19 protein-coding genes are annotated in these 23,571 nt (G+C 69.8%); 6 read left to right on the top strand and 13 right to left on the bottom strand.

What is annotated here, in order from left to right; genetic code table 11:
* Positions 1-14: 14 nt before the first annotated feature.
* The 5 genes from CDO81_RS01010 to CDO81_RS00990 are packed head-to-tail and all read right to left on the bottom strand — an operon-like array spanning position 15 to position 7,147.
* Positions 15-971, bottom strand: coding sequence for an alpha/beta fold hydrolase (locus CDO81_RS01010; RefSeq protein WP_241516798.1), 957 nt, complete (start codon positions 969-971; stop codon positions 15-17).
* On the bottom strand, positions 968-1,708 hold the full coding sequence (locus CDO81_RS01005; RefSeq protein WP_088481309.1) for a sulfurtransferase: 741 nt from the start codon (positions 1,706-1,708) through the stop codon (positions 968-970). The genes CDO81_RS01010 and CDO81_RS01005 overlap by 4 nt, the downstream gene beginning before the upstream one ends.
* 23 nt (positions 1,709-1,731) lie before the next feature.
* Entirely contained in the window at positions 1,732-2,850 is a 1,119-nt protein-coding gene (locus CDO81_RS29045) for an HD-GYP domain-containing protein (protein WP_088481308.1), read from the bottom strand.
* Complete coding sequence (locus tag CDO81_RS00995) at positions 2,847-4,868, bottom strand: ATP-binding response regulator (protein ID WP_088481307.1); 2,022 nt, start codon at positions 4,866-4,868, stop codon at positions 2,847-2,849. The genes CDO81_RS29045 and CDO81_RS00995 overlap by 4 nt, the downstream gene beginning before the upstream one ends.
* Complete coding sequence (locus CDO81_RS00990) at positions 4,865-7,147, bottom strand: hybrid sensor histidine kinase/response regulator (RefSeq protein ID WP_158218126.1); 2,283 nt, start codon at positions 7,145-7,147, stop codon at positions 4,865-4,867. Before CDO81_RS00990 ends, CDO81_RS00995 begins: the two co-directional genes overlap by 4 nt.
* 168 nt (positions 7,148-7,315) lie before the next feature.
* Between CDO81_RS00990 and CDO81_RS00985 the strand changes: the two genes are divergently transcribed.
* The 5 genes from CDO81_RS00985 to feoB all read left to right on the top strand — a co-directional run bounded on the left by CDO81_RS00985 (position 7,316) and on the right by feoB (position 15,783).
* Positions 7,316-8,482, top strand: coding sequence for an ATP-binding protein (locus CDO81_RS00985; protein ID WP_088481305.1), 1,167 nt, complete (start codon positions 7,316-7,318; stop codon positions 8,480-8,482).
* Positions 8,483-8,486: 4 nt separating this feature from the next.
* On the top strand, positions 8,487-9,734 hold the full coding sequence (locus CDO81_RS00980; protein WP_088481304.1) for an urea ABC transporter substrate-binding protein: 1,248 nt from the start codon (positions 8,487-8,489) through the stop codon (positions 9,732-9,734).
* Positions 9,731-13,528, top strand: coding sequence for a response regulator (locus CDO81_RS00975; RefSeq protein WP_088481303.1), 3,798 nt, complete (start codon positions 9,731-9,733; stop codon positions 13,526-13,528). The genes CDO81_RS00980 and CDO81_RS00975 overlap by 4 nt, the downstream gene beginning before the upstream one ends.
* A gap of 109 nt (positions 13,529-13,637) precedes the next feature.
* Entirely contained in the window at positions 13,638-13,898 is a 261-nt protein-coding gene (locus CDO81_RS00970; protein WP_088481302.1) for a FeoA family protein, read from the top strand.
* Positions 13,891-15,783: a ferrous iron transporter B gene (gene feoB, locus CDO81_RS00965; protein WP_088481301.1), complete on the top strand. Its 1,893-nt coding sequence runs from the start codon at positions 13,891-13,893 to the stop codon at positions 15,781-15,783. The genes CDO81_RS00970 and feoB overlap by 8 nt, the downstream gene beginning before the upstream one ends.
* Before the next feature lie 3 nt (positions 15,784-15,786).
* Here feoB and CDO81_RS00960 read toward each other — a convergent pair whose 3' ends face one another.
* Genes CDO81_RS00960 through CDO81_RS00950 form a run of 3 tightly spaced genes read right to left on the bottom strand, consistent with a single transcriptional unit; the run spans position 15,787 to position 18,035 of the window.
* Complete coding sequence (locus tag CDO81_RS00960; protein ID WP_088481300.1) at positions 15,787-16,737, bottom strand: peptidylprolyl isomerase; 951 nt, start codon at positions 16,735-16,737, stop codon at positions 15,787-15,789.
* A gap of 30 nt (positions 16,738-16,767) precedes the next feature.
* Complete coding sequence (locus CDO81_RS00955) at positions 16,768-17,580, bottom strand: sulfite exporter TauE/SafE family protein (RefSeq protein WP_088481299.1); 813 nt, start codon at positions 17,578-17,580, stop codon at positions 16,768-16,770.
* A complete protein-coding gene (locus tag CDO81_RS00950) occupies positions 17,577-18,035 on the bottom strand; it encodes an EVE domain-containing protein (RefSeq protein ID WP_088481298.1) in 459 nt (152 codons plus the stop codon). The genes CDO81_RS00955 and CDO81_RS00950 overlap by 4 nt, the downstream gene beginning before the upstream one ends.
* A 313-nt stretch (positions 18,036-18,348) precedes the next feature.
* On the opposite strand from CDO81_RS00950, the gene CDO81_RS00945 reads away from it, so the two are divergent.
* A complete protein-coding gene (locus CDO81_RS00945; protein WP_088481297.1) occupies positions 18,349-20,211 on the top strand; it encodes a M48 family metallopeptidase in 1,863 nt (620 codons plus the stop codon).
* Positions 20,212-20,248: 37 nt separating this feature from the next.
* Here CDO81_RS00945 and CDO81_RS00940 read toward each other — a convergent pair whose 3' ends face one another.
* From CDO81_RS00940 to CDO81_RS00920, 5 genes are read right to left on the bottom strand one after another with little or no spacing between them, the layout of a single operon-like run.
* Positions 20,249-20,560 carry a cell division protein ZapA gene (locus CDO81_RS00940; protein WP_088481296.1) on the bottom strand — a complete coding sequence of 104 codons (312 nt, stop codon included), beginning with the start codon at positions 20,558-20,560 and terminating at the stop codon, positions 20,249-20,251.
* On the bottom strand, positions 20,557-20,769 hold the full coding sequence (locus tag CDO81_RS00935) for a DUF904 domain-containing protein (RefSeq protein ID WP_088481295.1): 213 nt from the start codon (positions 20,767-20,769) through the stop codon (positions 20,557-20,559). Before CDO81_RS00935 ends, CDO81_RS00940 begins: the two co-directional genes overlap by 4 nt.
* Positions 20,770-20,782: 13 nt before the next feature.
* Positions 20,783-21,427: an endonuclease III gene (gene nth, locus CDO81_RS00930; RefSeq protein ID WP_088481294.1), complete on the bottom strand. Its 645-nt coding sequence runs from the start codon at positions 21,425-21,427 to the stop codon at positions 20,783-20,785.
* 21 nt (positions 21,428-21,448) lie between these two features.
* Entirely contained in the window at positions 21,449-22,096 is a 648-nt protein-coding gene (rsxB, locus tag CDO81_RS00925; protein ID WP_088482382.1) for an electron transport complex subunit RsxB, read from the bottom strand.
* 11 nt (positions 22,097-22,107) lie between these two features.
* On the bottom strand, positions 22,108-23,454 hold the full coding sequence (locus CDO81_RS00920; RefSeq protein ID WP_088481293.1) for a polyhydroxyalkanoate depolymerase: 1,347 nt from the start codon (positions 23,452-23,454) through the stop codon (positions 22,108-22,110).
* Between the last annotated feature and the right edge of the window lie 117 nt (positions 23,455-23,571).

The raw sequence follows: 23,571 nt of genomic DNA, 5'->3' as shown, positions 1-23,571 counted from the left end.
GTCCTTCGTGGGGATCAGGGCTGGACTCGAGGTAGCCAGTCGCGCAAGGCCGCAAGGGTAGCAGCCGGGTCTTCCTCCTGCGGCACGTGGCCGAGCTTGGGGAAAACCACCAATTGGCTGCCGGGTATGCCTTTCTCGAAGGCCTGGCCCCAGCGCGGCGGGATGAGGCGGTCCCGGCCGCCCCAGAGGATGAGCGTCGGGACCTTGATGTCGGCCAGTCGCTCGACCGGCCCGGGCGTCATCTGGTCCATGCGCTGCATGAGGGCCACCCGGTTGCCTTCGCGCAACGCCAGTTCGTAATACCGATCGACCAGCGCGGCGGTCACGCGGCTGGGGTCGCCATAGACGTCGATCACGCTGTTCTCGATCGCGCGGCGGGGCAGCACCCAACGCATGGCCTCGCGCACCACGGGCCAGCGGGCCACGCGAAAGCCCAGCGGCACGGACTCGGGCACGAAATCGAAGCCGGCCGCGTCGATCAACACCAGGCCGGCGACATGGGCCGGGTCCGCCAGTGCCAGCTGCCAGGCGATCTCGCCACCCAGGGAATTGCCCACGACGATGGCCCGGCCCACGCCCAGCCGTGCGAGCAATTGGCGCACGAAGGCGACGTAGCGCGTGGCGCGGTAGTCGCCCTCGGCGTTGGGGCCGGTCAAGCCGAAGCCCGGCAGGTCGAAGCTGATGACGCGGCGCGTGGCACTCAGTTCGGTGGCCCAGCCCTCCCAGGTGTGCAGGCTGGCGCTGGTGCCATGGATCAGCACGAGGGGAATCGGATCGCCGCTGGGGCCCTGGTCGCGGTAGTGCACCAGCTGACCGTCCAGTTCGACGAAGTCCGAAGGCGGCAGGGCCCAGCGCGGCACCAGGCTTTCCAGCGAACGGTCGGGCGCCTTCGCGACGGCGAAGGCCAGCGCCGCCAGCATCAGCAGGATGCCGGCCGCCTTCAGCAGCAGTTCGCCGAGACGCTCTCTCACGAGACCGGGCGGAGGTCGGGGGCGAGCGACTCGCGCTCGTCAAAGACGAAGCAGCCGCCGTGGTAGTGCTTGCCGCCGGTGTCCTCGAAGTACTTCAGGATGCCGCCATCCAGCTGCCAGGCGTGCAGCCCCTCAGCCTCCAGCACCATGGCGGCCTTTTCGCAGCGGATGCCGCCGGTGCAGTAGCTCACGACGGTCTTGCCGAGGAGTTCCTCGCGATGCGCGGCCAGCGCCTCGGGGAAATCACTGAACTTGTGCAGCCGCCAGTCGATCGCGCCATCGAAGGCGCCGTGGTCCACCTCGAAGCCGTTGCGGGTGTCGAGCATGACTACCTCGCGGCCTTCGTCGTCATGCCCCTGGTCGAGCCAGCGGGCCAGCGTGGCCGGCGGCAGCGCGGGGGCGCGGGGCGCCTGATCCGGCCGCACGGTGGGGCGGTTCATGCGGATGATCTCGTGCTTCACCTTGACCTTCAGGCGCTGGAACGGCTGGCTGTCGCTCCAGCTTTCCTTGGGAGTGAGGCTGGCGAAGCGCGCGTCGGCGCGGAGTTCGTCGACCCAGGTGCGCACGGCGGGCGCGGGCCCGGCCAGGAAGAGGTTGATGCCTTCCTCCGCCAGCAGCACCGTGCCTTTCAGCCCCAGGGCCTCGGCGCGGGTGTGAAGGCGCTCGCGCAGGGCATGGGTGTCGGCCAGCGAGACGAAGAGGTAGCAGGAGATGTTGAGGATGGCGCCGGACTGCATAGCGGCCGGGATTATCGGCGGGCTCAGTCGGCCCAACGTGCGGCGATGGCACGCACCTCGTCGAGGCAGGCCTCCAGGGCCTGCACGACATGCGGGTCGAAATGGCTGCCCGAGCCCTCGCGGATGAAGGCCAGCGCCTCCTCGTGCGTCATCGCCTTCTTGTAGGGCCGCGCGCTGATCAGGGCGTCGTAGACGTCGGCCACGGCCATCAGGCGTGCGGCCAGGGGGATGGCTTCGCCGGCGAGGCCATCCGGGTAGCCGCTGCCGTCCCATTTCTCGTGGTGATGGCGGGCAATTTGCCGGCCGTAGGTGAGCATCAGGCCGGCGTCGTCGCCCAGGCGGTCGACCGCGCGCTGCAGCAGGTCGGCGCCATGCTCGGCGTGGGTCTTCATGACCTGCCATTCGTCGGCGGAGAGCTTGCCCGGCTTGAGGAGGATGCCGTCGGGGATGGCGACCTTGCCGATGTCATGCAGCGGCGCTGCCTTGGCGAGCTCGTCGATGGCGTACTCGGTCAGGTCAGCCGGCCCGTCGGGCTGGGCCGCGATCCAGCGCGCCAGCGTGCGCACGTATTCCTGGGTGCGCTGGATGTGGTTGCCGGTGTCGGCATCCCGGAATTCGGCCAGGCCGACCATGACGAACAGCGTCGTGTCCCGCAGCCGTTCCACTTCGCGGCGGCGTGCGTCGAGTTCGGTGCTGAGCGCGGCGTTGTGGCGCAGCAGCTGGTCTTCCGCAAGCTTGAGCTGCAGATGCGTGCGCACCCGGGCGCGCACCGTCGCCGGGTGGAAGGGCTTGTGGATGAAGTCCGCGCCGCCGGCCTCGAAACCGGCACCTTCGTCTTCGGGGCGGGTCAGCGCGGTCAGGAAGATGACGGGCACGCGGCGCGTGGCCGGATCGGCTTTCAGGCGGCGGCAGACTTCGTAGCCATCCATCTCCGGCATCATCACGTCGAGCACGATCAGGTCCGGCGGCTGGCGGCGGCACAGCTCCAGCGCCTTGGCGCCGCTGACGGCGAGCTGCACCCGGAAGTCCGGCTTGAGCACCTGGGCAAGCAGGGTCAGGTTGGCCGGCGTGTCGTCCACCACCAGCACAGTGGCCAGATGGGCGCCGGGGATGGGGTTGAGGCTGGCTGGCAGGGTGTTCATGGCGGGGTTCCTCCCCGGAGCGCAGCCTGGGCTGCGTCGAACTCGAATCGTTGCATGGCCCCCGCCAGGGCCCTGGCCTGGGTCAACGGCAAGGCTTCGAGGAGGGCTGCCTCGTGCTGCTCCCACAGCGTCAAGGCGTGGCTGTCGGCCTCGCCAAGGAGGTGGTCGAGCTGGCGGATCAGCGTGGCGGTGTCGACGGCGCCGCTCGCGGCGGCGCGGGCGGTGGGCGGTGTGCCGGCGGTCAGGTCCGCAGGCAGCGGGCGGTCGAGGTCGAGCAGGCGGCGCAGGGCGTGGGGCAGCAGGGGCTTGGCACACAAGGTCTGCGCACCCTGGCGCAGGGCACGGTCTCGCAGCACCTGTGTGTCGAAGGCACTCAGCAGGACCACGCGCCGGGCCGGCGCCGGGCCCTGCGCTGCCAGCTGAGCGAGCAGCTCGCCGCCCTCCATGTCGGGCAGCACCCAGTCGACGATGAGCAGGTCGCAGGCCTGCGCCGGCGCGGCGGCCGTGAGCCGGTTGAAGGCCTGCCGGCCCTGGCTGACGATCTCGACCCGGGCCTCAGGGGCCATGGCCTTCAGCAGCGTGACCAGGCTCTGATGACCATCGGCGTGGGGTGCTTGCACCAGCATCAGCCGGGCCGGCGCCTGCGGGCTGGGCGCCTTGATGCCGGGGCAGGGCGCGGGCGGCAGGCTCAGGATGAATTCGCTGCCGGTGCCCGGTACGCTGCGCGCCGTGAGGCTGCCGCCCATGCGCTCGGCCAGCGCGCGGCAGATGGCCAGCCCGAGGCCGGTGCCGCCGAAGCGGCGGGTGGCGCCGGCATCGGCCTGCGCGAACGGCGTGAACAGGCGTGCCAGTTGCTCCCGGCTCAGGCCCATGCCGCTGTCTCGCACCGTCAGCACCCAGCCGCCCGCGGCATCGATGGATGCGTTCAGCACCACGCTGCCGGCCGGCGTGAACTTGACGGCGTTCGTCAGCAGCTCCGTCACGAGTTGCGTGAGCCGTACCGCATCGCCCCGGCGCGTGCCGGCCGGGCCGAGCAGCTCGGGCGAGCCGAGTTCGAAGTCCAGCGCCAGATGCTTGGCCTGGGCATCGGCGCGCACGGCGTCAAACACATGCGCCAGCAGTGGCTCCAGGGGGACGGGGTCCTGGCTGAGTTGCATCCGACCGGCGTCCAGGTCGGCGAAGTCGAGGAGGCCGTCGATCATCTTCACGAGCGACTCACCGGCCTTGGCCACCTCCTGCAGCCGGGCTCGCTGCTCGTTCTGCACCCGGCCCTGCAACAGCAGCCGCGTCACACCCAGGACCGTGTTCATCGGTGTGCGGATCTCATGGCCGATGTTGGCAAGGAAGTCGGACTTGGCGCGGGACGCAGCCTCGGCGGCCGCACGCGACCGTTCCAGCTCCGCCAGTCGTGCCGCGACGAGGCTGTCTGCCGTGGCGAGACCCTGCGGCGCCGCCGCCAGTGAGGTGAGCCGCGCGAGTTGACGCGACAAGCCCCACAGCGCCAGCGAGAACATGCCTTGGCACAGCGCGAGGTTGGCCAGCAGCGGCCAGCTGTCCAGCAGCCATTGGGGTGGCGTGCCGGAGAAGCGCAGCCCGGTGGGCGGCGCCAGGGTGATGAATTGCAGCCCGAGTGAGATCGACAGCGCGTCTCGCGCCCGCCACGTGGTGAACAGCAGCAGCGTGCCCCCCATCGACCACGGGCCGAAGCTGGCCAGCGTGTACGGGCCGGGCCCCGGGTCCGGTCTCATCGTGAACACCAGCATGCTCACCGCAAAGTACAGCCCCACCAGCGTTACGCCGATGCGTTGCCAGAGAAAGAGCTGCTGCGGCCGGCGCCACACCAGCAGCGCCAAGGTCGTGAAAGCCACCGCAATCAGCGGATAGGCCAGGCGGTCACTCGGCTCGATGACGCCGAGGGCCGTTTCGCTGGCCCAGGCAATCAGGGCAGACGCGACGATGACCTTGAACAGCCACCGCGTGCCGAAGGGGCCCAGCACGACGAGGGTGGGGCCCTTCATGGTTCAGGTTGCCGGTCGGGGCCCAGGGCTGCGGCGGCGGCGTCGAAGTCGAGGGCCTCCAGGGCGGCCGAGACCCGATGCTGCACCTCCTGCGCCAGGCCACTGCCCGCGCCGTGTGCCCGCCACCAGTCCAGCGCCCGGCTGTCGCTTTGCGCCAGCAGGTCGCGCAGCTCGGCCACGTCGCCGGCGCTGACAACGGGCGCGGCCGGCGCGGGGAGGTCCCGCGACAGCACGGCCTGCACTTCGGCCAGCAGCAGGTCGAGCGCCGCCTGGGTTCGCGCCAGCAGAGAGGTGGCATGCGGGAGATCAGCCACCGCCGTTGCCTGCTCGAGCGCCAGCGCCGCGGCGTGAAGCGGCCGCGCGCCGATCGTCGCGGCCAGCCCTTGCAGCGTATGGGCGGCACGGCGCAGCGCGGCCCAGTCATGCCCGGCCAGCCAGTCCGCCCAGTGGCCTGTTCCTGGGGCGTATTGGTCGGCAAAGCCCTGCAGCGTCCGGCGATACAAGGCCACCTGGCCGTCGAACTGGCGCAGGCCTCGCTCGACCTCCAGCACCGGGCCTTCGTCCACGGCAGCCGGGGAGGGGCGGTAACGCTGCAACTCGTGAACCAGCCGGCGCACGTTCAGCGGCTTGGCGATATGGCCCTGCATGCCGGCGGCCAGGCACTGCGCCTTTTCTTCGGGCAGCACGTGGGCGGTCATCGCCAGTACCGGCAGGTCGGCAAAGCCCGGCATCGAGCGCAGCTGGCGCGTGGCCGACAGCCCGTCCAGCACCGGCATCTCCAGGTCCATCAGCACCAGGTCGTAGGCGCCGGGGCCTCGCGCCTGCAGGCGGTCCAGCCCGGCCTGGCCGTTGCTCGCCACGTCCACCACCGCACCGCGCCCGCTGAGCATGCGGACGGCGATTTCCTGGTTCATCGGATGGTCTTCCACCAGCAGCACCCGCAAGCCCGTCAGCGATGCCGCATCACCCCCCGCGGCGCGGGCGAACGCCGTCTCACCGCTGACGGCGTCCAGCAAGCGCCGCAACTCGCCGGGTGTGACCGGCTGAGACAGCACGGCGCGTGCGCCGAAGGCCCGGGCATCGCCGGGGTCGCCCTCGGCGCCGGGGCTGCTGAGTACCGCGATGCGCAGGGCCGGGTGGTCCCGCCGCAACAGAGCCAGGAGATCGGCACCCGTCGGGCCGGGGCCCGGCAGGCGCCAGTCGAGCAGCAGCCAGTCGAAGGGCTGGGCCTGCCGCTGGGCGTCTGCGACAGCATCGAGCACGTCGTGCGCCTGCACGCAAGCGACAAGACCGTCGCCCTGGCCCAGATGGCGCAGCGTGGCCAGCGTGGCTTCCCGCGCCGGACCGGGCTGCTGGGCCAGCAGCAGGCGCTGGGCCGCCGATGGCGGCGGCGGGACGCCCGTGGGCTGGATGGCCAGCGTGACATGTGCCTCGAAGCTGCTGCCTTGCCCCGGCTGGCTCTGGGCATCGAGGCGGCCGCCCAGCAAGCCGGTGAGCTGGCGGGCCAGCGTCAGGCCGATGCCCGCCTCGCCGAGGTCCGGCGCTGGCATGGTGCGCGTGTCGCCCTCGCGCAGCCGTTGCAGCTGGCGCGTGCTGAGTCCGGGGCCGGTGTCCTGCACGGTGATGCGCAGCGGCACGCGCTCCTGGGCATCGGTCGGGTCGGCCGCCAGTCGAAGCAACACCTGGCCCGAAGCGGTGCAACGCAGCGCCTGCGCCAACAAGGTGGCCAGCAGTTGCAGGAGCCGAGGCGCGTCGCCAACCAATTGCCCGCGGCCTGCCAGCAGGCTGCCGTCGGCCCAGTCGCAGATGAGGGCAACGCCGGGCTTGGCATGCAGCGGGCGGACCTGGTCCAGCGCCTGGGCGACCACGTCCTCCAGCCGGAAGGGGTGCGGCTCCAGCCGGGCCTGGCCCGCCTCGATGCGCGCGACGTCCAGCGCATCGTCGACCAGTGCCAACAAGGCGCGCGCGCTGGCATCGGCCTGCGTCAGCAGTTGGCGCTGCTCGGGGGTGAGCGACGTTTGCAGGGCCAGCTGGGTCATGCCCAGCACGGCATTCATCGGGGTGCGGATCTCGTGGCTGACCTGGAACAGCAGGTGGTTTCGGGCGACAGGCGCCGGTCCGTCGCTGGCCGCCGTGTCTTCGGACCGGCGGGGGCGCGACCAGAGCGCCCAGGCGGTCAAGCCGCAGAGAAAGGCATTAATCACCATGCCAGCCACCCAGGCCGCGCCACCGGCGCCGGTCAGCACCTGCAGCACCAGCAGCGCCGCCAAACCCGCCATGGCGAGCCAGAGGAGACCAGGCGGGATCGGGCGTGACGGCATAGGGTGTGCAGGAGGTCATACCGATTATGGGATTGCGTCATCGACCGCGGCGCCCTTCGCCCCCTGGGGAAAGCCCAGGGCGCCCGCCCTACAAGGCCCGCGGCCCTGCGGTTATCCTGAGTAGCCATGCCACTCATCCTTGTCGTCGACGATCAGCCCACCAACATCCATGCGCTCTACCAGCTGCTGGTGGACGAATGCGAGGTCTCGATGGCGACGAGCGGCGCTGAGGCGTTGGCCTATTGCGCGCAGCAGCTGCCCGACCTGATCCTGCTGGACGTGCTGATGCCCGAGATGAGCGGCTACGAGGTGTGCGACCGGCTCAAGGCCGACCCGCGCACCCGTGGCATCCCGGTCATCTTCGTGACGGTGCAGGGCAGCGCCAGCGACGAGGCCGAGGGCTTCGCTCACGGTGCGGTCGACTACATCCCCAAGCCTTTCGTCGACGTGGTCGTGAAGGCCCGGGTGCGCACGCAACTGGCGCTGAAGCTCGCCTCGGAGAGCTTCGCCCGGTCACAGATCGAACTCTTCCAGCGCGACAAGCTGGCCTCGGTCGGTCGCACCATTTCCGGCATCGCCCAGGAACTCAGCTCGCCACTGGGCAACGCGCTCATTTCCGCCTGCACGCTGCAGGACGACCTGGCCCAACTGCGCGTCATTTCGCAGGGCGGAAACATCAAGCGCAGCGACCTCGAAAAGCACTTGCGCGTCAGCGAGGAAAGCGTCGGCCTGGTGTTGTCCAACCTGCAGCGCACACTGTCCATCGTCGATTCCTTCCTCCAGTCCACGGCCGACAACTTCGGCGATCAGCGCCGCAGCTTCTCGCTGCTGGAGCTGATCCACGAGGTGGTGGCCTCCCTGGCGCCGGCCCTGGAGGCGCACCAGGTCCGCTGCGAGCTGGATGCTGGCGACGACCTGCACCTGCTGAGCTTCCGCGGCGCGCTGGCCAAGGTGCTGACCACCCTGATCCAGAACGCCGTGAAGCATGCCTACCGCGAGGCCGGCGGCGAGGTGCACCTGCGCGTGCGGCCGCTCGGTACCGACCAGCTCGTCGTCACGGTGCAAGACCACGGCGTGGGCATTCCGCCCGGCATGCTGGGGCGGGTGTTCGACCCCTTCTTCTCCACCCGCTTCGGCATGAACCGCAGCGAGCCTGGGCTGTACATCGTGCGCAACCTGGTGACCTTCGCGCTTGGCGGGCAGATCCAGGTCGAATCCACACCAGGCGTCGGCACGACCGTGCGCTTGACGCTGCCCTTGATCTCGCCAGAGGCGCGGCGCGCCGCGGGCTAGCGTCATGCCATCAGCGCGGGCACGACTCTGGCGGCGGTTGGGCCTGCTGCTGTCGCTGCTGGCGCTTGCCGGAGCCGGCCTTCTGGCGTGGCAACGTCATCACGCAGCGGCCACACCCGGCCCGATCACCATTGGCCTGCTCCAGGCGCTGAGTGGCCCCGTGGCGGCCCACGAGGCGCCCCAGGTGGCGGCGGCCCGTCTGGCGGTGCAGGAGATCAACGAGGCCGGGGGGCTGCTTGGCCGACGTGTTGAACTCAAGATCGAGGACACCCGCGCTGACCCGCGTGTGGCGGCGGCGGCGGCTGACCGCCTGATCACCGCGGACCGAGCCGTCGCACTCTTTGGCTGTGGCGCCTGGGGCTGCCGGCAGGCTGTGTTGCCCGTCGTGGAGGCGCGCGGTCACCTGCTGTTCCATGCGGCGGTGTCCGAGGGCTTCGAGAGTTCGCCGCACATCGTCTACACCGGACCGACGCCCAACCAGCAAGCCTTGCCGGCGCTGCACTGGGCGATGCAGCAGTTCGGCAGGCGGGTTTACGTGCTGGGCACCGAGGGCATGTACTCGCGCCGACTGGCCGTGGTGCTGCGCGACTTCATCATACTGGGCGGCGGCCAGGTGCTCGGGGAGCGCGCCCTGGCCATGGGCGCGGCCGACGTGGGCGGCGTGCTGGCCGACCTGGCCCGGGTGCGGCCGGACCTGGTGGTCAGCAGCGTGTGCGGTGATGGCAATCGGGCCTTGTTCGATGGCTTGGTGACCGACGGCCTGGCCGACCTTCCGGTGCTGTCGCTGTGCGCATCGGAGCCTGAGATGGCGGCCCTGCAGGGCGGGCGGTTGTCGCGCCACTTCCTGGCTGTGGCCTATCTGCAGTCGTTGCCCGACCCCGCCAACCAGCGCTTCCTGGAGCGGCTGAGGCGCAGTCAGGGGGCCGCCGTGGGCGCAAGCGATGCGGGTGTGGCCACCTATGCCGCCGTGCACCTCTGGGCGGAAGCCGTGCGAGAGGTGGGCAGCGAGCGCACCGACGCGGTCAATGCCACCGTGGTGCACCAGACCTTCGCGGCGCCCTACGGCTTCGCGGCGGTCGACGCGCAGACCCGGCACCTGTGGCGTCCGCTGCGCATCGCGCGGGTCAAGGTGGATGGTGCGCTGGAGGAAGTGCTGGCGCTGCCCCGCGATGTGCGCCCGGAACCCTGGCCGACGTTTCGATCAACCCAGCACTGGGGCGCGGTCCTGCTGCGCACGGAGGCCCGGCCGTGAACGACACCCTGCCGACGGTCGAGTCCACCCGCCCTGCGTGGCGCGCCGGGCCGGCCTTGTTGCTGGGCCTCCTGCTGCTGTCCATGTTGCCTCTGGGCCTGATGGGCTGGTGGCAGCTCTCGAGCTTCGAGCAGCGGCTGCACGAGACGGTGCAGGAAGGGCTGATCCTGCTGGCGCGCAAGAAGGTGCAGGAGGTCAGCGAGTATCTGAACGAGGTGGAGGTGGATGGCCGCATGCTGGCCCAGGCGAGCGACACCAGCAGCCTGCTCTCGCAGCGGGCCGATCGGGCCGCCACGCGCGTGCCGGCCACGAGCCGGGCGTTCTTCGAGCGCCTGGACGACAGTGGCAAATACCTGAACGTGCTGCTGATTCAACCGGATGGCCGCGTGAGCTTCGCGTCCCGCACCCCGCCGGCCGCCCCTTTGCCGGGGCGCATCGATGCCGGGTGGTTCGCCGGCGCGGAGTTGATGGAAGCCCACCGGCGCGCGATCGGTCACCTGGATGCCCAGGTCACGACGGTGCAGAAGTCGCCAATGGATGGCAGCCTGACGCTGTTCCTGGTCCATCCCGTGGTGGCGGCCGACCAGGTGCTGGGCAGCGTCGTGCTGCAGCTCGACATCGACCGCTTGCTGCGCGTGGCCACCGAACGTTCGGGCCTGGCCCTGGCCGGCGAGACCGTGCTGGCGCGGCGGGAAGGCGGGCGGGCCATTTTTCTCAACGATCTACGGCGGGCGCCCACCCAGACCTTGTCAGGCGGGCTCGACCTGAATTCACCCGATCTGCCGCCGGCCCCGCGCGCGCTGCGAGGCGAGAGTGGCAGCGGCCTGACCCGTGACTACGCGGGGGTCGAGGTGATCTCGTCCTGGCGCCCGCTGCCCGCGCTGGACTGGGGCATGGCGGTCAATCTCGATGCGCGCGAGGCCTTCGCGCCGGCCCGCTCCCTGCGGGACCGGCTGCTGGGTGCCTTGGGGCTGGCCCTGGTCATGGCCCTGGGCCTGGGTTGGGTGCTGGCGCGGCGCATCGTGGAGCCCGTGACCATGCTCAGCGCCGCGGTGGCTCGCATCGCCGGCGGCAAGCTGGATGAGCGGGCGCCGGTCTGCGGCTTTGTGGAGTTCCGCGAACTCGCGCGCGGGTTCAACCAGATGACGGACCAACTCGTGGTCGAGCGGCAGTTGCTCGAGGCCCGGGTTGAGCAGCGCACCCGCGCCTTGAACGACAGCGAGCAGCGCTTCCGCGGCGTGTTCGAGCGGGCGCAGGTGGGCATCGCGCTGTGCGACCCGCAGGGCGTCATCATCGATGTGAACCAGGCCCTGACAGCCATGCTTTGCCGCGAGGGCGCCGAGCTGCGCGGCGCCAAGCTGGCCGACCTGCCCGACTTCCGTACCGGCCGCGTGCCCGGCACGGAGCTCGCGCGGCTGGCGGCACCGCGGGTCGACCATGTCCGCTTTGAGCGGGGTTTTGCGCTGCCCGGCGGCGGCGAACTGTTCGTCGACGGCAGCGCCAGCGCCATCCGCGACCGCCGTGGGCGGCTGGTCAACGTCGTGCAGATGCTGATCGACGTGACCGAACGCCACCGCGCCGAGGTAGAGCTGGTGCGGGCGCGCGTGGCGGCCGAAGCAGCCAGCCAGGCCAAGAGCGATTTCCTGGCCAACATGAGCCACGAGATCCGCACGCCCATGAACGGCGCCCTGGGCATGCTCAACCTGCTGCTGCGCACGCAGCTCACGTCGCGCCAGCTCGACTACGCCAGCAAGGCGCGCACGGCGGCGCAGGCGCTGCTGGGTGTCATCAATGACGTGCTGGACTTCTCCAAGGTCGAGGCCGGCAAGATGGAGCTCGATCCGCATCGCTTCGTGCTGAGCGACTTCATGCGGGAGCTGGCCGTGATCCTGTCGGCCAATGTCGGCAGCAAGGATGTCGAGGTGCTGTTCCGGCTCGACCCCCGACTGCCGCCGGCACTGGTGGGCGATGCCACGCGGCTGCGGCAGGTGCTGCTCAACCTGGCCGGTAACGCGCTCAAGTTCACCGACCGTGGCGAGGTCGTGCTGGCGCTTGCGCTGTTGGGCGAGGAGCGCGGCGGGCCGACGCCCAAGGTGCGCCTGCATTTCGAGGTCAGCGACACCGGCATCGGCATTCCGGCGGACAAGCTTGAGGACATCTTCGTGGGCTTCAGCCAGGCGGAGCAGAGCACCTCGCGCCGCTATGGCGGCACCGGGCTCGGACTGGCGATCAGTCGCCGCCTGGTGGCCCTGATGGGGGGGGAACTCCGCGTCGACAGCCGGGTGGGGGAGGGCAGCCGCTTCCATTTCGACCTCACGATGGAAGCCGCCGCCGTGGAGGTGGCTGAAGCCGACACGGGGCAGCGGGGGCTGCGCGTGCTGATCGTGGACGACAACCCGATGGCGCGCGAGGTGCTGCAGGGCATCGGTGCGAGCCTGGGCTGGCACTGCGGCACGGCGGCCAGCGGCGAGCAGGCGCTGGCCCTGCTGCACGAGGTGGCCTCACGGGGCGGGCCCCGCTTCGATCTCATCTTGATGGACTGGCGCATGCCGGGTCTGGACGGCTGGGAGACGTCACGCCGCATCCGCGAGAGCCACGACTCGGATGCGCCGGTCATCATCATGGTCACCGCGCATGGCCGCGAATTGCTGGCCGAACGCAGCGAGCTCGACATCCAGAGCCTGGGGGGCTATCTCGTGAAGCCCGTGACCGCCTCGATGCTGCATGACGCCGTGGCGGAGGCGACCCGGGGCGTGCCGCTGCCGATGCCGCGGGCCGGCGCGGGTGAACTGCGTCTGGCCGGCATGCGGCTGCTGGTGGTCGAGGACAACGGCTTCAACCAGCAGGTCGCCCAGGAGTTGCTCGAAGCGGAAGGCGCCCTCGTCACGCTCGCGGGCGGTGGCGTGGAAGGGGCCCACCTGGCGCTGGTGGCGGAGCCGCCCTTCGATGCCATCCTGATGGACCTGCAGATGCCTGACATCGATGGCTTCGAGGCCACGCAGCGCATCCTCGCGCGGCGCCCGCAGAGCCTCATCATCGCGATGACGGCCAATGCAATGGCCTCCGATCGTCAGGCCTGCATGGCCGCGGGCATGCGCGACCATGTCGCCAAGCCCATCGACCTGCAGCAACTGGTGGCTTCGCTGCGGCGGCATGTCCAGCCAGACGACAGCCGTTTTGGCCCCACCACACAGCCTCCGCCCCTGGAGATCCCGCAGTTGCTGGAGCCCGATTTGGCCTTGAAGCGCCTGGGAGGCCGCCAGAGCCTGTACGACCGACTGGTGCAGTCCTTCAGTCAGGATGCCCCAGCGGAGCTGGCGGCCCTGGCCCGGCATCTTCAGGACGGGCGGCGTCCCGATGTGGTTCGGGGCTTGCACACCTTGCGTGGCCTGGCCGGGGCGGTGGGCGGCAGCGCCTTGGCCGCTGCGGCGGGCGCCCAGGAGCAGGCACTGCAGGCCAGCCAGGCGTCACCCCTGGGGGCGGTCGACCTGAAGTCCCTCCAGGCCTTGCTCGACGAGACCCTGGCGGCCCTGCGAGCCCTGGCGCCGCCGCAGGCACCGCCAGCACAGACCCCGCCTCGCGTTGCCGACCCGCTGGACAGCCTGGGGCAGCTGCGGCAATTGCTGGCGGACCGCAACATGCGTTCGGTCGGTGCCTGCGAGCAGTTGGCCCGTTCGGCCCCGGCGTCCTGGCAGCCGGAGTTTGGGCGCCTGGCCGACGCCGTGGCGCGCCTGGATTTCAGCGTTGCCCTTGCCCACTGTGAGGCACTGCTGGCGCGGATGCCGGCGGCTTGACGCAGCGCAAGCGAAAAGTTGTGCGGCAATGGCCATACCCGGGTCGGCACATGACTCGCCGCGCATACAATGAGAATCATTCGCATCAAACGACTGCCGTCGCCACGCCATGTCCGAGCCGCTGCCTTCCAGTCTTGCCGTCGCGCCCGCGGGCTTGGCGTTGACCGTCGAGCAGGTGAGTGCCCCGCAGCATTCGCCGGAGTGGGCGGGTTGGCTGGCCGACCTGGGCTTTCTGCCGGGTGAGGCGGTGCGTGTGCTGCGCCGTGGCGCCCAGCGCACGGGCAATCTGGTCGTGCGCGTGGGGCAGTCCACGTTCGCGCTGCGCCACGCGGAGGCGGAATGCATTGCCGTGACGCCCCGTCATGTCTGAGAACCGGCATGCCAACGCCGCCGTCGTCCATGTCCACCGCGGCGGCAAGCTGGTGGCGCTGGTCGGCAACCCGAACTGCGGCAAGACGGCGCTGTTCAACGGGCTGACCGGCAGTCACCAGAAGGTCGCCAACTACGCTGGCGTCACCGTCGAGCGCAAGGAAGGCCGGCTCGTCACGGCCGCCGGCAAGGCCCTGCGCCTGCTGGACCTGCCCGGCACCTACAGCCTGCATCCGCGCTCGCCCGACGAGCGCGTCACCTGCGACGTGCTGGCCGGCCGGGCCAAGGGCGAGAAGCGCCCCGACCTCGTCGTCTGCGTGCTGGACGCGACCAACCTGCGCCGCAACCTGCGCCTGTTGCTGGCCGTGCGCCGCATGGGCTTGCCGGTGGTGGTGGCGCTGAACATGGCTGACCTCGCGGCCCGCCGGGGTTTGAAGATCGACGCCGCTGCCTTGAGCGCGCAGCTGGGTCTGCCGGTGGTGCGCACCGTGGCCATCCACAAGGAAGGCCTGGAGGAGCTGCGCGGCCTGCTCGACCAGCCCGAGGTCTGGGCCGGAGCGCCGCTGCCTGAGGCGGCTGAGCAGCAGGTGGACGACCATGTGACGGTCAAGACCATGCTGCGCGCGCTGCAGCTCGACCACGACCTCCCCACGCTGCCGAGCGACCGCGTGGACCGCGTGCTGCTGCATCCGGTGGCGGGCTCGGTCATCCTGGCGGTGCTGCTCTTCCTGCTCTTCCAGGCCGTGTTCTCCTGGGCCGAGCCGCCCAAGGACCTGATCGAATCCGGGATGGCCTGGCTGGGCGCGCAGGTGGGGCAATGGGTGCCCGAGGGCTGGTTGCACAGCCTCATCGTCGACGGCGTCATCGCGGGTGCGGGGGGTGTGCTGGCCTTCCTGCCGCAGATCCTGATCCTGTTCTTCTTCATCCTCGTGCTGGAGGAGTCGGGCTACCTGCCGCGTGCGGCGCTGCTGCTGGACCGGCTGATGGGCAGCGTCGGTCTGTCCGGGCGCAGCTTCATCCCGCTGCTGTCGAGCTTTGCCTGTGCCATCCCCGGCATCATGGCCACGCGCTCCATCTCCAACCCGCGGGACCGGCTCGTCACCATCCTGATCGCGCCGCTGATGACCTGCTCGGCGCGGCTGCCGGTGTACGCGCTGCTGATCGGCGCCTTCGTGCCGCAGCGCCAGGTGGCCGGGCTGGAGCTGCAGGGGCTGGTGCTGTTCGGCCTGTACCTGGCGGGCATCCTGGGCGCGCTGGCAGTGGCCTGGTTGCTCAAGCGCTTCACCAACTCCGGCCGCCTGGTGCGACCGCTGATGATGGAGCTGCCCAACTATCACTGGCCGCATCCGCGCTCCATCGCCATCGGGCTGTGGCAGCGCGCCGTGATCTTCGTGAAGCGCGTGGGCGGCATCATCATGGTGCTCACCATCGCGCTGTGGCTGCTGGCCAGCTTCCCGGCGCCGCCGGAAGGCGCAACCGGCGCGCCCATCCAGTACAGCGTGGCGGGCTGGCTGGGCGCGGGCCTGGCCAAGATCTTCGAGCCCATCGGCTTCAACTGGCAGATCAGCCTCGCGCTCGTGCCTGGCCTGGCTGCGCGTGAAGTCGCCATCAGTGCGCTGGGCACGGTGTATGCGCTATCGGCCACGGGTGATGATGCCGCGCAGGCCCTGGCGCCACTGATCTCGCAGAGCTGGAGCCTGGCCACGGCGCTGTCTCTGCTGGCCTGGTATGTGTTCGCGCCCCAGTGCATCGCCACGCTGGCGGCGGTCAAGCGCGAAACCGGCGGCTACAAGGTGCCGCTGATCATGACCGGCTACCTGTTCGGCCTGGCGTACCTGGCGTCCTTCATCACCTACCGGGTGGCGTTGCTGCTCGGCGGCGGCTGAGGTTCAGGGCGCCGGGCGCGTCGGCACGCTGGCGCTGCAGATCTCGATATGGCCCGGGCTGTGCACGAACCAGCCGCCGCGGTAGCGGCGCGCATCCAGCAGCTGGGTCCAGGTCGTCGAGTCGGTGCGCAGCACCTGCAGTGAGGGGCGCTCGGCGGCGGGCACTTCCGACATCAGCCGGATGCGCTGGATGCCGGTGCGCTGCTCGGGCTTGTCGTAGAAGCCCATGGCCGCCGTCCCGCGGGGCAGGGCCGACAGCAGTTCCATGCCCTTGATCACACGGCCCACGACCGTGATGTTGAGATCCAGGCCGCGCGGGGCCTGACCGATGACGACATAGAGCTCGCTGCCGTTGCTGGAGTCCACCGCATCGCCGCGGCCGGCACCCACCATGCCGTAGCAGTGCGCCAGCCAGGCTTTGCCGGAAGCGGGGTCGGCCGCCACCGGGAAGCCCTCGGCGAACCCGGTGCGTGGCGCCCAGCCGTCGACGTCCGGAAGGCGGGCAAAGCCGGCGCTCTTGCCGATGCTGTCGATGGGCACCGAGAACTCCGCCGGCAGTTTCGCGTTGGCGCCGGCGGGCAGGGGCCGCGCCTTGGCGGCATCCTCGCCGTCGGGGTCGCCCCATTGGGTCACGAAGTTGTCCTGCACGCGCAGGATGGCCAGGCCGTCCCAGTAGCCGCCGCGGGCCAGCGCGCGGATGTTGGCCACGTGGGCCGGCGCAAAGCGCGGCGCGAGCTCGATGATGACGGTGCCGGCCGCCAGCTCCATCAGCAGGGTGTTCTCGGGATTCAGGGCGCGCCAGTCGCTGGCAGGCGAACTGGCCAGGATCTCCTGGGCCGTCTTCTTGGGCGTGTTGACTGCCGTGGGCTTGGCGGGTCGGGCGGCCGGCTTCGGCGCGGCGACGGCCAGCCCCAGCAGGCCGGCCATGGACAGGGCAAGGGCGGTGCGTTTCATGGCTGTGCAGCTTAAGGCCGTTTATGGCGGCTACAGCTCGGCCAAGCCCTTCCAGAGCATGTAGCCGGCCAGCAAGAAGAGCAGGCTGGCGAAGGCCTTCTTCAACTGGGCCACGTTCATGGCGTGCGCAGCGCGCGCACCCAGAGGCGCCATCGTCACGCTGGCCAGCGCGATCACGCCCAAGGCCGGCAGATAGAGGTAGCCCATGGCGCCGGGCAGGGCCGGCGCCAGCCCCCATCCGCCGATGACGTAGCCCAAGGTGTTGGCCACCGCAATCGGAAAGCCCAGCGCAGCGCTCGTGGCGACCGCGAAATGCACCGGCACGTTGCACCACACCATGAAGGGCACGCTGACGAAGCCGCCGCCCGCACCCACGAGCCCGGACAGCAAACCGATGCCCGCGCCGGCACCGAGCTGGCCGGCGGTGCCTGGCATCTGGCGACTCGGCGCCGGACGCTTGTTGCGCAGCATCTGCCAGCCCGAGAAGCTCACGAAAGCCGCGAACACCAGCGCCAGCCAGGCCCCCTTGAGCAGTGCGAAGAGCCCCGCGCCGGCCAGCAGCCCACCGAGCAGGATGCCAGGCGCCAGACCTCGCACCAGCTCCCAGCGCACGGCGCCGCGCCGGTGGTGGGCCCGCACGCTGGAGAGCGACGTGAACATGATGGTGGCCATGGACGTGGCAATCGCCATCTTGACGGCCAGCCCCGGCGGTACGCCCCGCTGGCCCAGGATGAAGGTCAGGAAGGGCACCAGCAGCATGCCGCCGCCGATGCCGAGCAAGCCGGCGAGGAAGCCCGCCGCCAGGCCCAGGGCCAACAGCTCGACAACCAGTGACGCGGTCATGTCGCGCGCAATCGCTTCAGCACGGCCTGCCATTCAGCCGGCGTGACGGGCGTGATCGACAGCCGGCTGCCCTTTTGCAGCACGCCCATCGTGGCCAGCTCCGGTGCTTCACGCATGGCCTTCAGGCTCAGCAGCGGCGTGGTTTCGCGCCATCGCACGTCCACATGCACCCAGCGCGGCGACTCGCGGCTGGACTTGGGGTCGTAGTAGGGGCTGGCCGGGTCGAACTGCGTCGCATCCGGGTAGGCGGCACTGCAGACTTCGGCCAGGCCGGCGATGCCGGGCTCAGGGCAGGACGAGTGATAGAACAGCACACCGTCGCCGAGCTGCATCTCGTCGCGCATGAAGTTGCGGGCCTGGTAGTTGCGCACGCCCGTCCAGGGCAGGGTGCCGGCGCGCTGGAGGTCGTGGATGGAGGCCTCGTCGGGCTCGGACTTCATCAGCCAGTAGTTCATGGGCTGATGCTAAGGGAGGAGAAAGGTGTCCATCGCGGGTCCTGGGGGCCGAGATCCTGAACACCCTGGGGTATACAGGTGGGCGAGGTCAGCCGGACTTCGGGTTCATCTGACGCGAGACGATCACGCCCGTCCGGAATGTTCCAAGCCCTTGCTCAAAGAGCATCGGATGAAGGAAATAAAAGCCCCGGGGACTGCGATGGACGGTCGGAATTCTAAGACCGACGGCGTGTCCTTGCATCCGTGAGGTTTGACCGACGAAACCCTCGCTAGGATGCGCGCCCGAGACGTCAGAACCTAGGGGGGAGTTTGCATGGACCACGCCGATTTCGTGCACATGGTGCGAGTCAGCGAACAGGCCAGTGCGCAAGACAGCAAGGCGTACCGGCGCAGCGTGGCCGTGTTCGCGGCCCTGGGCTATGGCTGGGTGATCGGATGCCTGGCTCTCGCCATCGGCCTCATCGCGTGGCTGGTGCCGCAACTGCTGCATGGGCGATTGCGCTTCGGCCTGCTGTGGGGCCTGGCCGCAGCCTTGGCCTTGTTGTGGGCCAGCGTGAGGGCGCTGTGGGTTCGCTTCGAGCCGCCTGAGGGCCTGCGCATCACGGCGCAAGAGGCGCCCGCGCTTTTCGAGGCCCTGGAGCGCATCCGAAAGAAGATTCACGGGCCGCCGATCCATGCGGTCTATCTGGACGGTGAGTTCAACGCGAGCATTCGCCAGGCGCCGCGCTGGGGGCTGCTGGGCGGTGCGGTGAACACGCTCACGCTCGGCCTGCCGCTGCTGATGGCGCTCGACCGGCAGCGGCTGCTGGCGGTGCTGACGCACGAGTACGGCCATCTGCGCGGCGATCATGGCCGCTTTGCGGCATGGATCTACCGCACCCGCCTGTCCTGGCTGCGCCTGCACGACAACCTGCGCAATGACGAGAGCGTCGCGTCAGCCGCCACGCAGGCGTTTTTGCGTTGGTACTTTCCGCGCTTTGCGGCCAAGACCTTCGCCTTGGCTCGCCAGGACGAGTACGAAGCCGACCGGATCGCAGGCCGGTTGCTGGGCGCCGAGGTGGCGACGGCAGCGTTGATCGAGATCGAAGTCAAGGGCGCCTGGCTGGCGCAGAGGTTCTGGGCTGACCACTGGCGATTGGCCGCTGCAGCCGCCCTTCCGAGTGGCCCGTTCAAGGCGATGCGGGCGCAACTCGGTCAGCCTCCCGAGCCTGGTTTCGCGAGGGAAGCGCTGCGCGAGGCCCTCACGCGCGTTAGTGATCTGGCGGACACGCACCCCAGCTTGCGCGATCGCGTGGCGGCGCTGGGCGCCAAGGCGACACTGCCCGAATGGTCCAAGCGAAGCGCCCTGGCGCTGCTGGGCGAGCAAGCCGATCGCTGGCTGGCGCACTTTGACAAGCAGTGGTGCCAGGAGAACGCGAGTACCTGGAAGCTGCACCATGCGCGACTGGGCCGGGTTCGCGAGCGTGCGCAGGCTTTGGGGGCGCGACGGGCCACGGCCAATGCCGCCGAATTGGTGGAGGAGGCTTCGTTGCGCCGCCAACTCGATCCACGTGATGACTTGCGTCCGCTCTATGAACTGGCGCTGCAGCGCAGTCCTCAGCACCCGGCCGCGCTGCAGGGGTTGGCAAAGTGCCTGGCACCCGAGGACCGTGTCGCGCGGCTCGCGGTGCTGCAGCAGCTCTGGGACGCCAGTACCGATCACCGCTGGTGGGCGGCGCGGCAGGCCGTCGACGATCTGGAGACGCCTCGACCCGAGCTGATGCACGATGCCGCGGCACTCAAGCTCTGGCGCGAGCGCTGCAAGCAGGCGCAGGAGGGCGAGGAGCGGGCCTGGGAGGAGCTGCAGGAGCCCGCCTACTTCAGCCGGGTGGCCCGCCATGACCTGTCGACGTTCGAGCTTGCCGAGGTGCAGGCCGAACTCGCACGGTGCAAGCCCGTGGCACGGGCCTGGCTGGTGTGCAAGAGCCTGCGTGAGTTCCCTCGCCGCCGCGCCTACCTCGTGTTTGTGGAACTGCCCGGCATGGAGGACGAGTCCCGCTTCCAGCTCTGCCGCTGGCTGGAGGGCAGCCTCAGCCTGCCCGGCCCGGTCGTGGTGCTGTGGGCGGGAGAGTCGCCCACGCTGGAGGAGATTCGCCGCGGGGCCTTTGAGCCGGTGTATCCGGCGCTCAGCACCTAGACGTGGGCGCGGGCGTCATGCCCAGCCCGGTCAACGCCTAGAGCAATTGCCCGTCGTGCTCCAGCGCTTCATCCAGGCGCTTGACGAGGGCATCGATCTCGGGCGTTGACATCGGTTCGGCCGGGGCGGGTGCCGGCACCGCGACGCGCGGGGCCTCGGCCAGTTGATAGGCCAGGTTCAGGGCGGCGAGCACGGCAATGCGTTCGCGAGCCTTCACCTTGCCGGCATCGCGGATGGCGCTCATCTCGCGGTCCACCTGCGCCACGGCAGCGCTCAAGGCGGCCTCGCCGCCCTCCGGGCAGCCGAGCAGATAGCTCTGGCCCATGATGGTCACTTCCATCTGCTTCATGGCTGTTCTTCCTTGGGCGCTTCAGCGGGCAGGCGCTCCAGCAGCGCGTCGACGCGGGCGCGCGCGGCGTTCAGCCGGGAGCGCAGGCTGTCGCGCTCCTGGGTGATGGCATTCAGTTGCACCTGCAGCAGCAGGTTGGTGCGCAGGATTTCGTCGTGGCGAAGGAGCAGTCGCTCCACGCGGTCGGTCAGGTCGGTCAGGCTGGCCATGGATGGGTTCGGGTCAGGCGGTGCTGGATTTTAGGTGTCGGCCGAAGTCGCACTCGCGCACGACGGCGCAGGCCTCGCACAAGGGCTTGCGCGCCTGGCACACATAGCGGCCGTGCAGGATCAGCCAGTGATGCGCGTCGACAAGGTAGTCCGTCGGCACCCGCTTCATCAGGCCGAGCTCCACCGCCAGCGGGGTCTTGCCCGGCGCCAGGCCGGTGCGGTTGCTGACGCGGAAGATGTGGGTGTCGACCGCCATCGTCGGCTCGCCGAAGGCGACGTTGAGCACGACGTTGGCGGTTTTTCGACCCACGCCCGGCAGCGCCTCCAGCGCTTCGCGCGAGCGCGGCACCTCTCCGCCGTGCTGGTCGATCAGGATCTGGCAGGTTTGCAGCAAGTGCTTGGCCTTGCTGCGGTACAGGCCGATGGTCTTGATGTAACTCTCCAGCCCATCCACGCCCAGCGCGAGGATCTGCGCGGGCGTGTTGGCCACCGCGAACAGGCGCCGCGTGGCCTTGTTGACGCCGACGTCGGTGGCTTGCGCTGACAGCAGCACCGCCGTCAGCAACTCGAACACGCTGGCGTACTGCAGCTCGGTCTGCGGCGAGGGGTTGGCGGCCTTCAGGGTGGCAAAGAAGCGTTCGACTTGGGCACCGTTCATGGCGCGATTGTGTCGTGCGCTTCAGGCGCCGCGCTTGGCGCGGGCCCGGGCCAGGGCGGCCTCGATGACCGCACGCTTGCGGTCCAGCGTGGCCGGGTCGGTGATGACGGAGGCCGCAGCCACGTCGGCCAGCTTGGCCTCGGCCTTGGCCATCAGCCGCGCATCGTTCTCCTCGGCCTCGCGGTGGCGGCGGAACTGCTTGAAGGCATAGCGGTCCCGCGCCTCGTCGGCCTGGGCTTGGCTCCAGGCGGACCAGCCGGTGGACGTGGTGACCTCCGGCATGGAGATGCAGTCCACCGGGCAGGCCGGCACGCACAGCTCGCAGCCGGTGCACTGTGCCGCCACCACCACATGCATGGCCTTGGGAGCACCCACGATGCAGTCCGCTGGGCAGGCCTTGATGCACAGGGTGCAGCCGATGCACCAGGCCTCGTCGATGACGGCCACGCCGCGCGTGGCTTCGATGCCATGAATGGGGTTCAGTGGCAGCACCGGCCGGCCGGTGAGGGCGGCCAGGCGCGCGACGCCCTCGGCACCGCCGGGCGGGCACTGGTTGATCTCGGCCTCACCGGCCGCGAGGGCCTCGGCGTAGCGGCGGCAATCCGGGTAGCCGCAGCGGGTGCATTGGGTCTGCGGCAGCGCGGCGTCGATCTGGGCCGCGAGGTTCACGCCCGCGAGGCTCACGCTTTGCGCTTGCGGGCCGGCGCGGCCTTGGCTGCCGCGCGGGGCGCTGCCTTCACGGCGGCCTTGGCTGGGGTGGCCTTGGCGGTTTTCTTCAGCGGCGCAGCCTCGTACTTCGCAATGAACTCGCGCACCTCCGGGTACACCTTCTCGCGCCACCGACGGCCCGAGAAGATGCCGTAGTGGCCAGCGCCGATGGCGTCGTAGTGGTACTGGTGCTGCTTGGGCACGCCGGCGCACAGGTCGTGCGCCGCGCGGGTCTGGCCGGCGCCGGAGATGTCGTCGAGCTCGCCTTCCACGGTCAGCAGCGCGGTGGTGGTGATGTCTTGGGGGCGAACGAACGCACCGTCGACCTGCCAGGTGCCATTGACCAGCGCGAAGTCCTGGAAGACCGTCTTGATGGTGTCCAGGTAGTACTCGGCCGGCATGTCGAGCACGGCGTTGTATTCGTCGTAGAAGCGACGGTGGGCTTCCGCGCTGTCGTCGTCGCCGCGCACCAGGTCCAGGAAGTAGTCGTAATGCGAGGACAGGTGGCGATCAGGGTTCATCGCCACGAAACCGGTGTGCTGCAGGAAGCCGGGGTAGACCGCGCGGCCCGCGCCGGGGAAGTTGGTCGGCACGCGGTAGATGACGTTGTTCTCGAACCAGCTGTAGCTGCGGTTCATGGCCAGGTTGTTGACGGCCGTCGGACTCTTGCGGGCGTCGATGGGGCCGCCCATCATGGTCATGCTGCGGGGCGTGGGCTCACCGGCGCTGGCCATCAGCGAGATGGCGGCCAGCACCGGCACGGTGGGCTGGCAGACCGACATCACATGGCAGTCAGCGCCCCCAACCTGCCGGATGAACTCCTGCACGTAGCGGATGTAGTCGTCCAGGTGGAAGGGGCCGACCTCGACAGGCACCATGCGGGCGTCCGTCCAGTCGGTGATGTAGACCTTGTGGTCCTTGAGCAGTTGCTTGACCGTCTCCCGCAGCAGCGTGCTGTGGTGGCCCGACAGCGGTGCCACCACGAGCACCGTAGGCTGGTCCTTCATCTTGGCGAGCACTGCCGGGTCATCGGTGTAGCGCTTGAAGCGCAGCAGCCGGCAGAAGGGCTTTTCCTGGGCCACCAGCTCCTGCACGGCCACCTGCACGCCGTCGACCTCGACGGTCTTGATGTCGAACTCAGGCTTCTCGTAGTCCTTGGCCAGCCGGTGCATCAGGTCCAGCCCGGCGGACAGCCGCTGCGCCATCGGCGTGTGTGCGAACGGCGACAGCGGATGGCTGTAGAGCTTGGCCGAAGCGGCGGCGAACTCCGAGAAGGGGCTCAGCAGGGCGCGCTGGGTTTCGAAGAACTGATACAGCATGGCGAACCTTGGACGAGAGGCGCAGGAATGCGCTGATGGTGCCAGAAAACGTTTGCGGCCTTGTGCAGTGCAACATCGGACCGGCGGCCAAACCGCCAATCCTGCGCACTTCAACGG

The sequence above is a fragment of the Roseateles puraquae genome (assembly GCF_002205845.1).
Taxonomy (GTDB): Bacteria; Pseudomonadota; Gammaproteobacteria; order Burkholderiales; family Burkholderiaceae_C; genus Pelomonas; species Pelomonas puraquae.
The sequence above is the reverse complement of the archived record's forward strand: the minus strand, read 5'-3'. Positions and strand labels throughout refer to the sequence as shown.

What these genes read in the sequence shown, in the direction of transcription:
- CDO81_RS00980 (WP_088481304.1), top strand. Translation starts at nt 8,487, where the DNA reads ATGCCATCAGCGCGGGCACGACTCTGGCGGCGGTTGGGCCTGCTGCTG.
- CDO81_RS01005 (WP_088481309.1), bottom strand. Translation starts at nt 1,708, where the DNA reads ATGCAGTCCGGCGCCATCCTCAACATCTCCTGCTACCTCTTCGTCTCG.
- CDO81_RS00990 (WP_158218126.1), bottom strand. Translation starts at nt 7,147, where the DNA reads ATGGCGGGTTTGGCGGCGCTGCTGGTGCTGCAGGTGCTGACCGGCGCC.
- CDO81_RS00940 (WP_088481296.1), bottom strand. Translation starts at nt 20,560, where the DNA reads ATGAAGCAGATGGAAGTGACCATCATGGGCCAGAGCTATCTGCTCGGC.
- CDO81_RS00970 (WP_088481302.1), top strand. Translation starts at nt 13,638, where the DNA reads ATGTCCGAGCCGCTGCCTTCCAGTCTTGCCGTCGCGCCCGCGGGCTTG.
- CDO81_RS29045 (WP_088481308.1), bottom strand. Translation starts at nt 2,850, where the DNA reads ATGAACACCCTGCCAGCCAGCCTCAACCCCATCCCCGGCGCCCATCTG.
- CDO81_RS00950 (WP_088481298.1), bottom strand. Translation starts at nt 18,035, where the DNA reads ATGAACTACTGGCTGATGAAGTCCGAGCCCGACGAGGCCTCCATCCAC.
- CDO81_RS00920 (WP_088481293.1), bottom strand. Translation starts at nt 23,454, where the DNA reads ATGCTGTATCAGTTCTTCGAAACCCAGCGCGCCCTGCTGAGCCCCTTC.
- CDO81_RS00935 (WP_088481295.1), bottom strand. Translation starts at nt 20,769, where the DNA reads ATGGCCAGCCTGACCGACCTGACCGACCGCGTGGAGCGACTGCTCCTT.
- CDO81_RS00955 (WP_088481299.1), bottom strand. Translation starts at nt 17,580, where the DNA reads ATGACCGCGTCACTGGTTGTCGAGCTGTTGGCCCTGGGCCTGGCGGCG.
- CDO81_RS00960 (WP_088481300.1), bottom strand. Translation starts at nt 16,737, where the DNA reads ATGAAACGCACCGCCCTTGCCCTGTCCATGGCCGGCCTGCTGGGGCTG.
- nth (WP_088481294.1), bottom strand. Translation starts at nt 21,427, where the DNA reads ATGAACGGTGCCCAAGTCGAACGCTTCTTTGCCACCCTGAAGGCCGCC.
- CDO81_RS00945 (WP_088481297.1), top strand. Translation starts at nt 18,349, where the DNA reads ATGGACCACGCCGATTTCGTGCACATGGTGCGAGTCAGCGAACAGGCC.
- CDO81_RS00995 (WP_088481307.1), bottom strand. Translation starts at nt 4,868, where the DNA reads ATGAAGGGCCCCACCCTCGTCGTGCTGGGCCCCTTCGGCACGCGGTGG.
- CDO81_RS00985 (WP_088481305.1), top strand. Translation starts at nt 7,316, where the DNA reads ATGCCACTCATCCTTGTCGTCGACGATCAGCCCACCAACATCCATGCG.
- feoB (WP_088481301.1), top strand. Translation starts at nt 13,891, where the DNA reads ATGTCTGAGAACCGGCATGCCAACGCCGCCGTCGTCCATGTCCACCGC.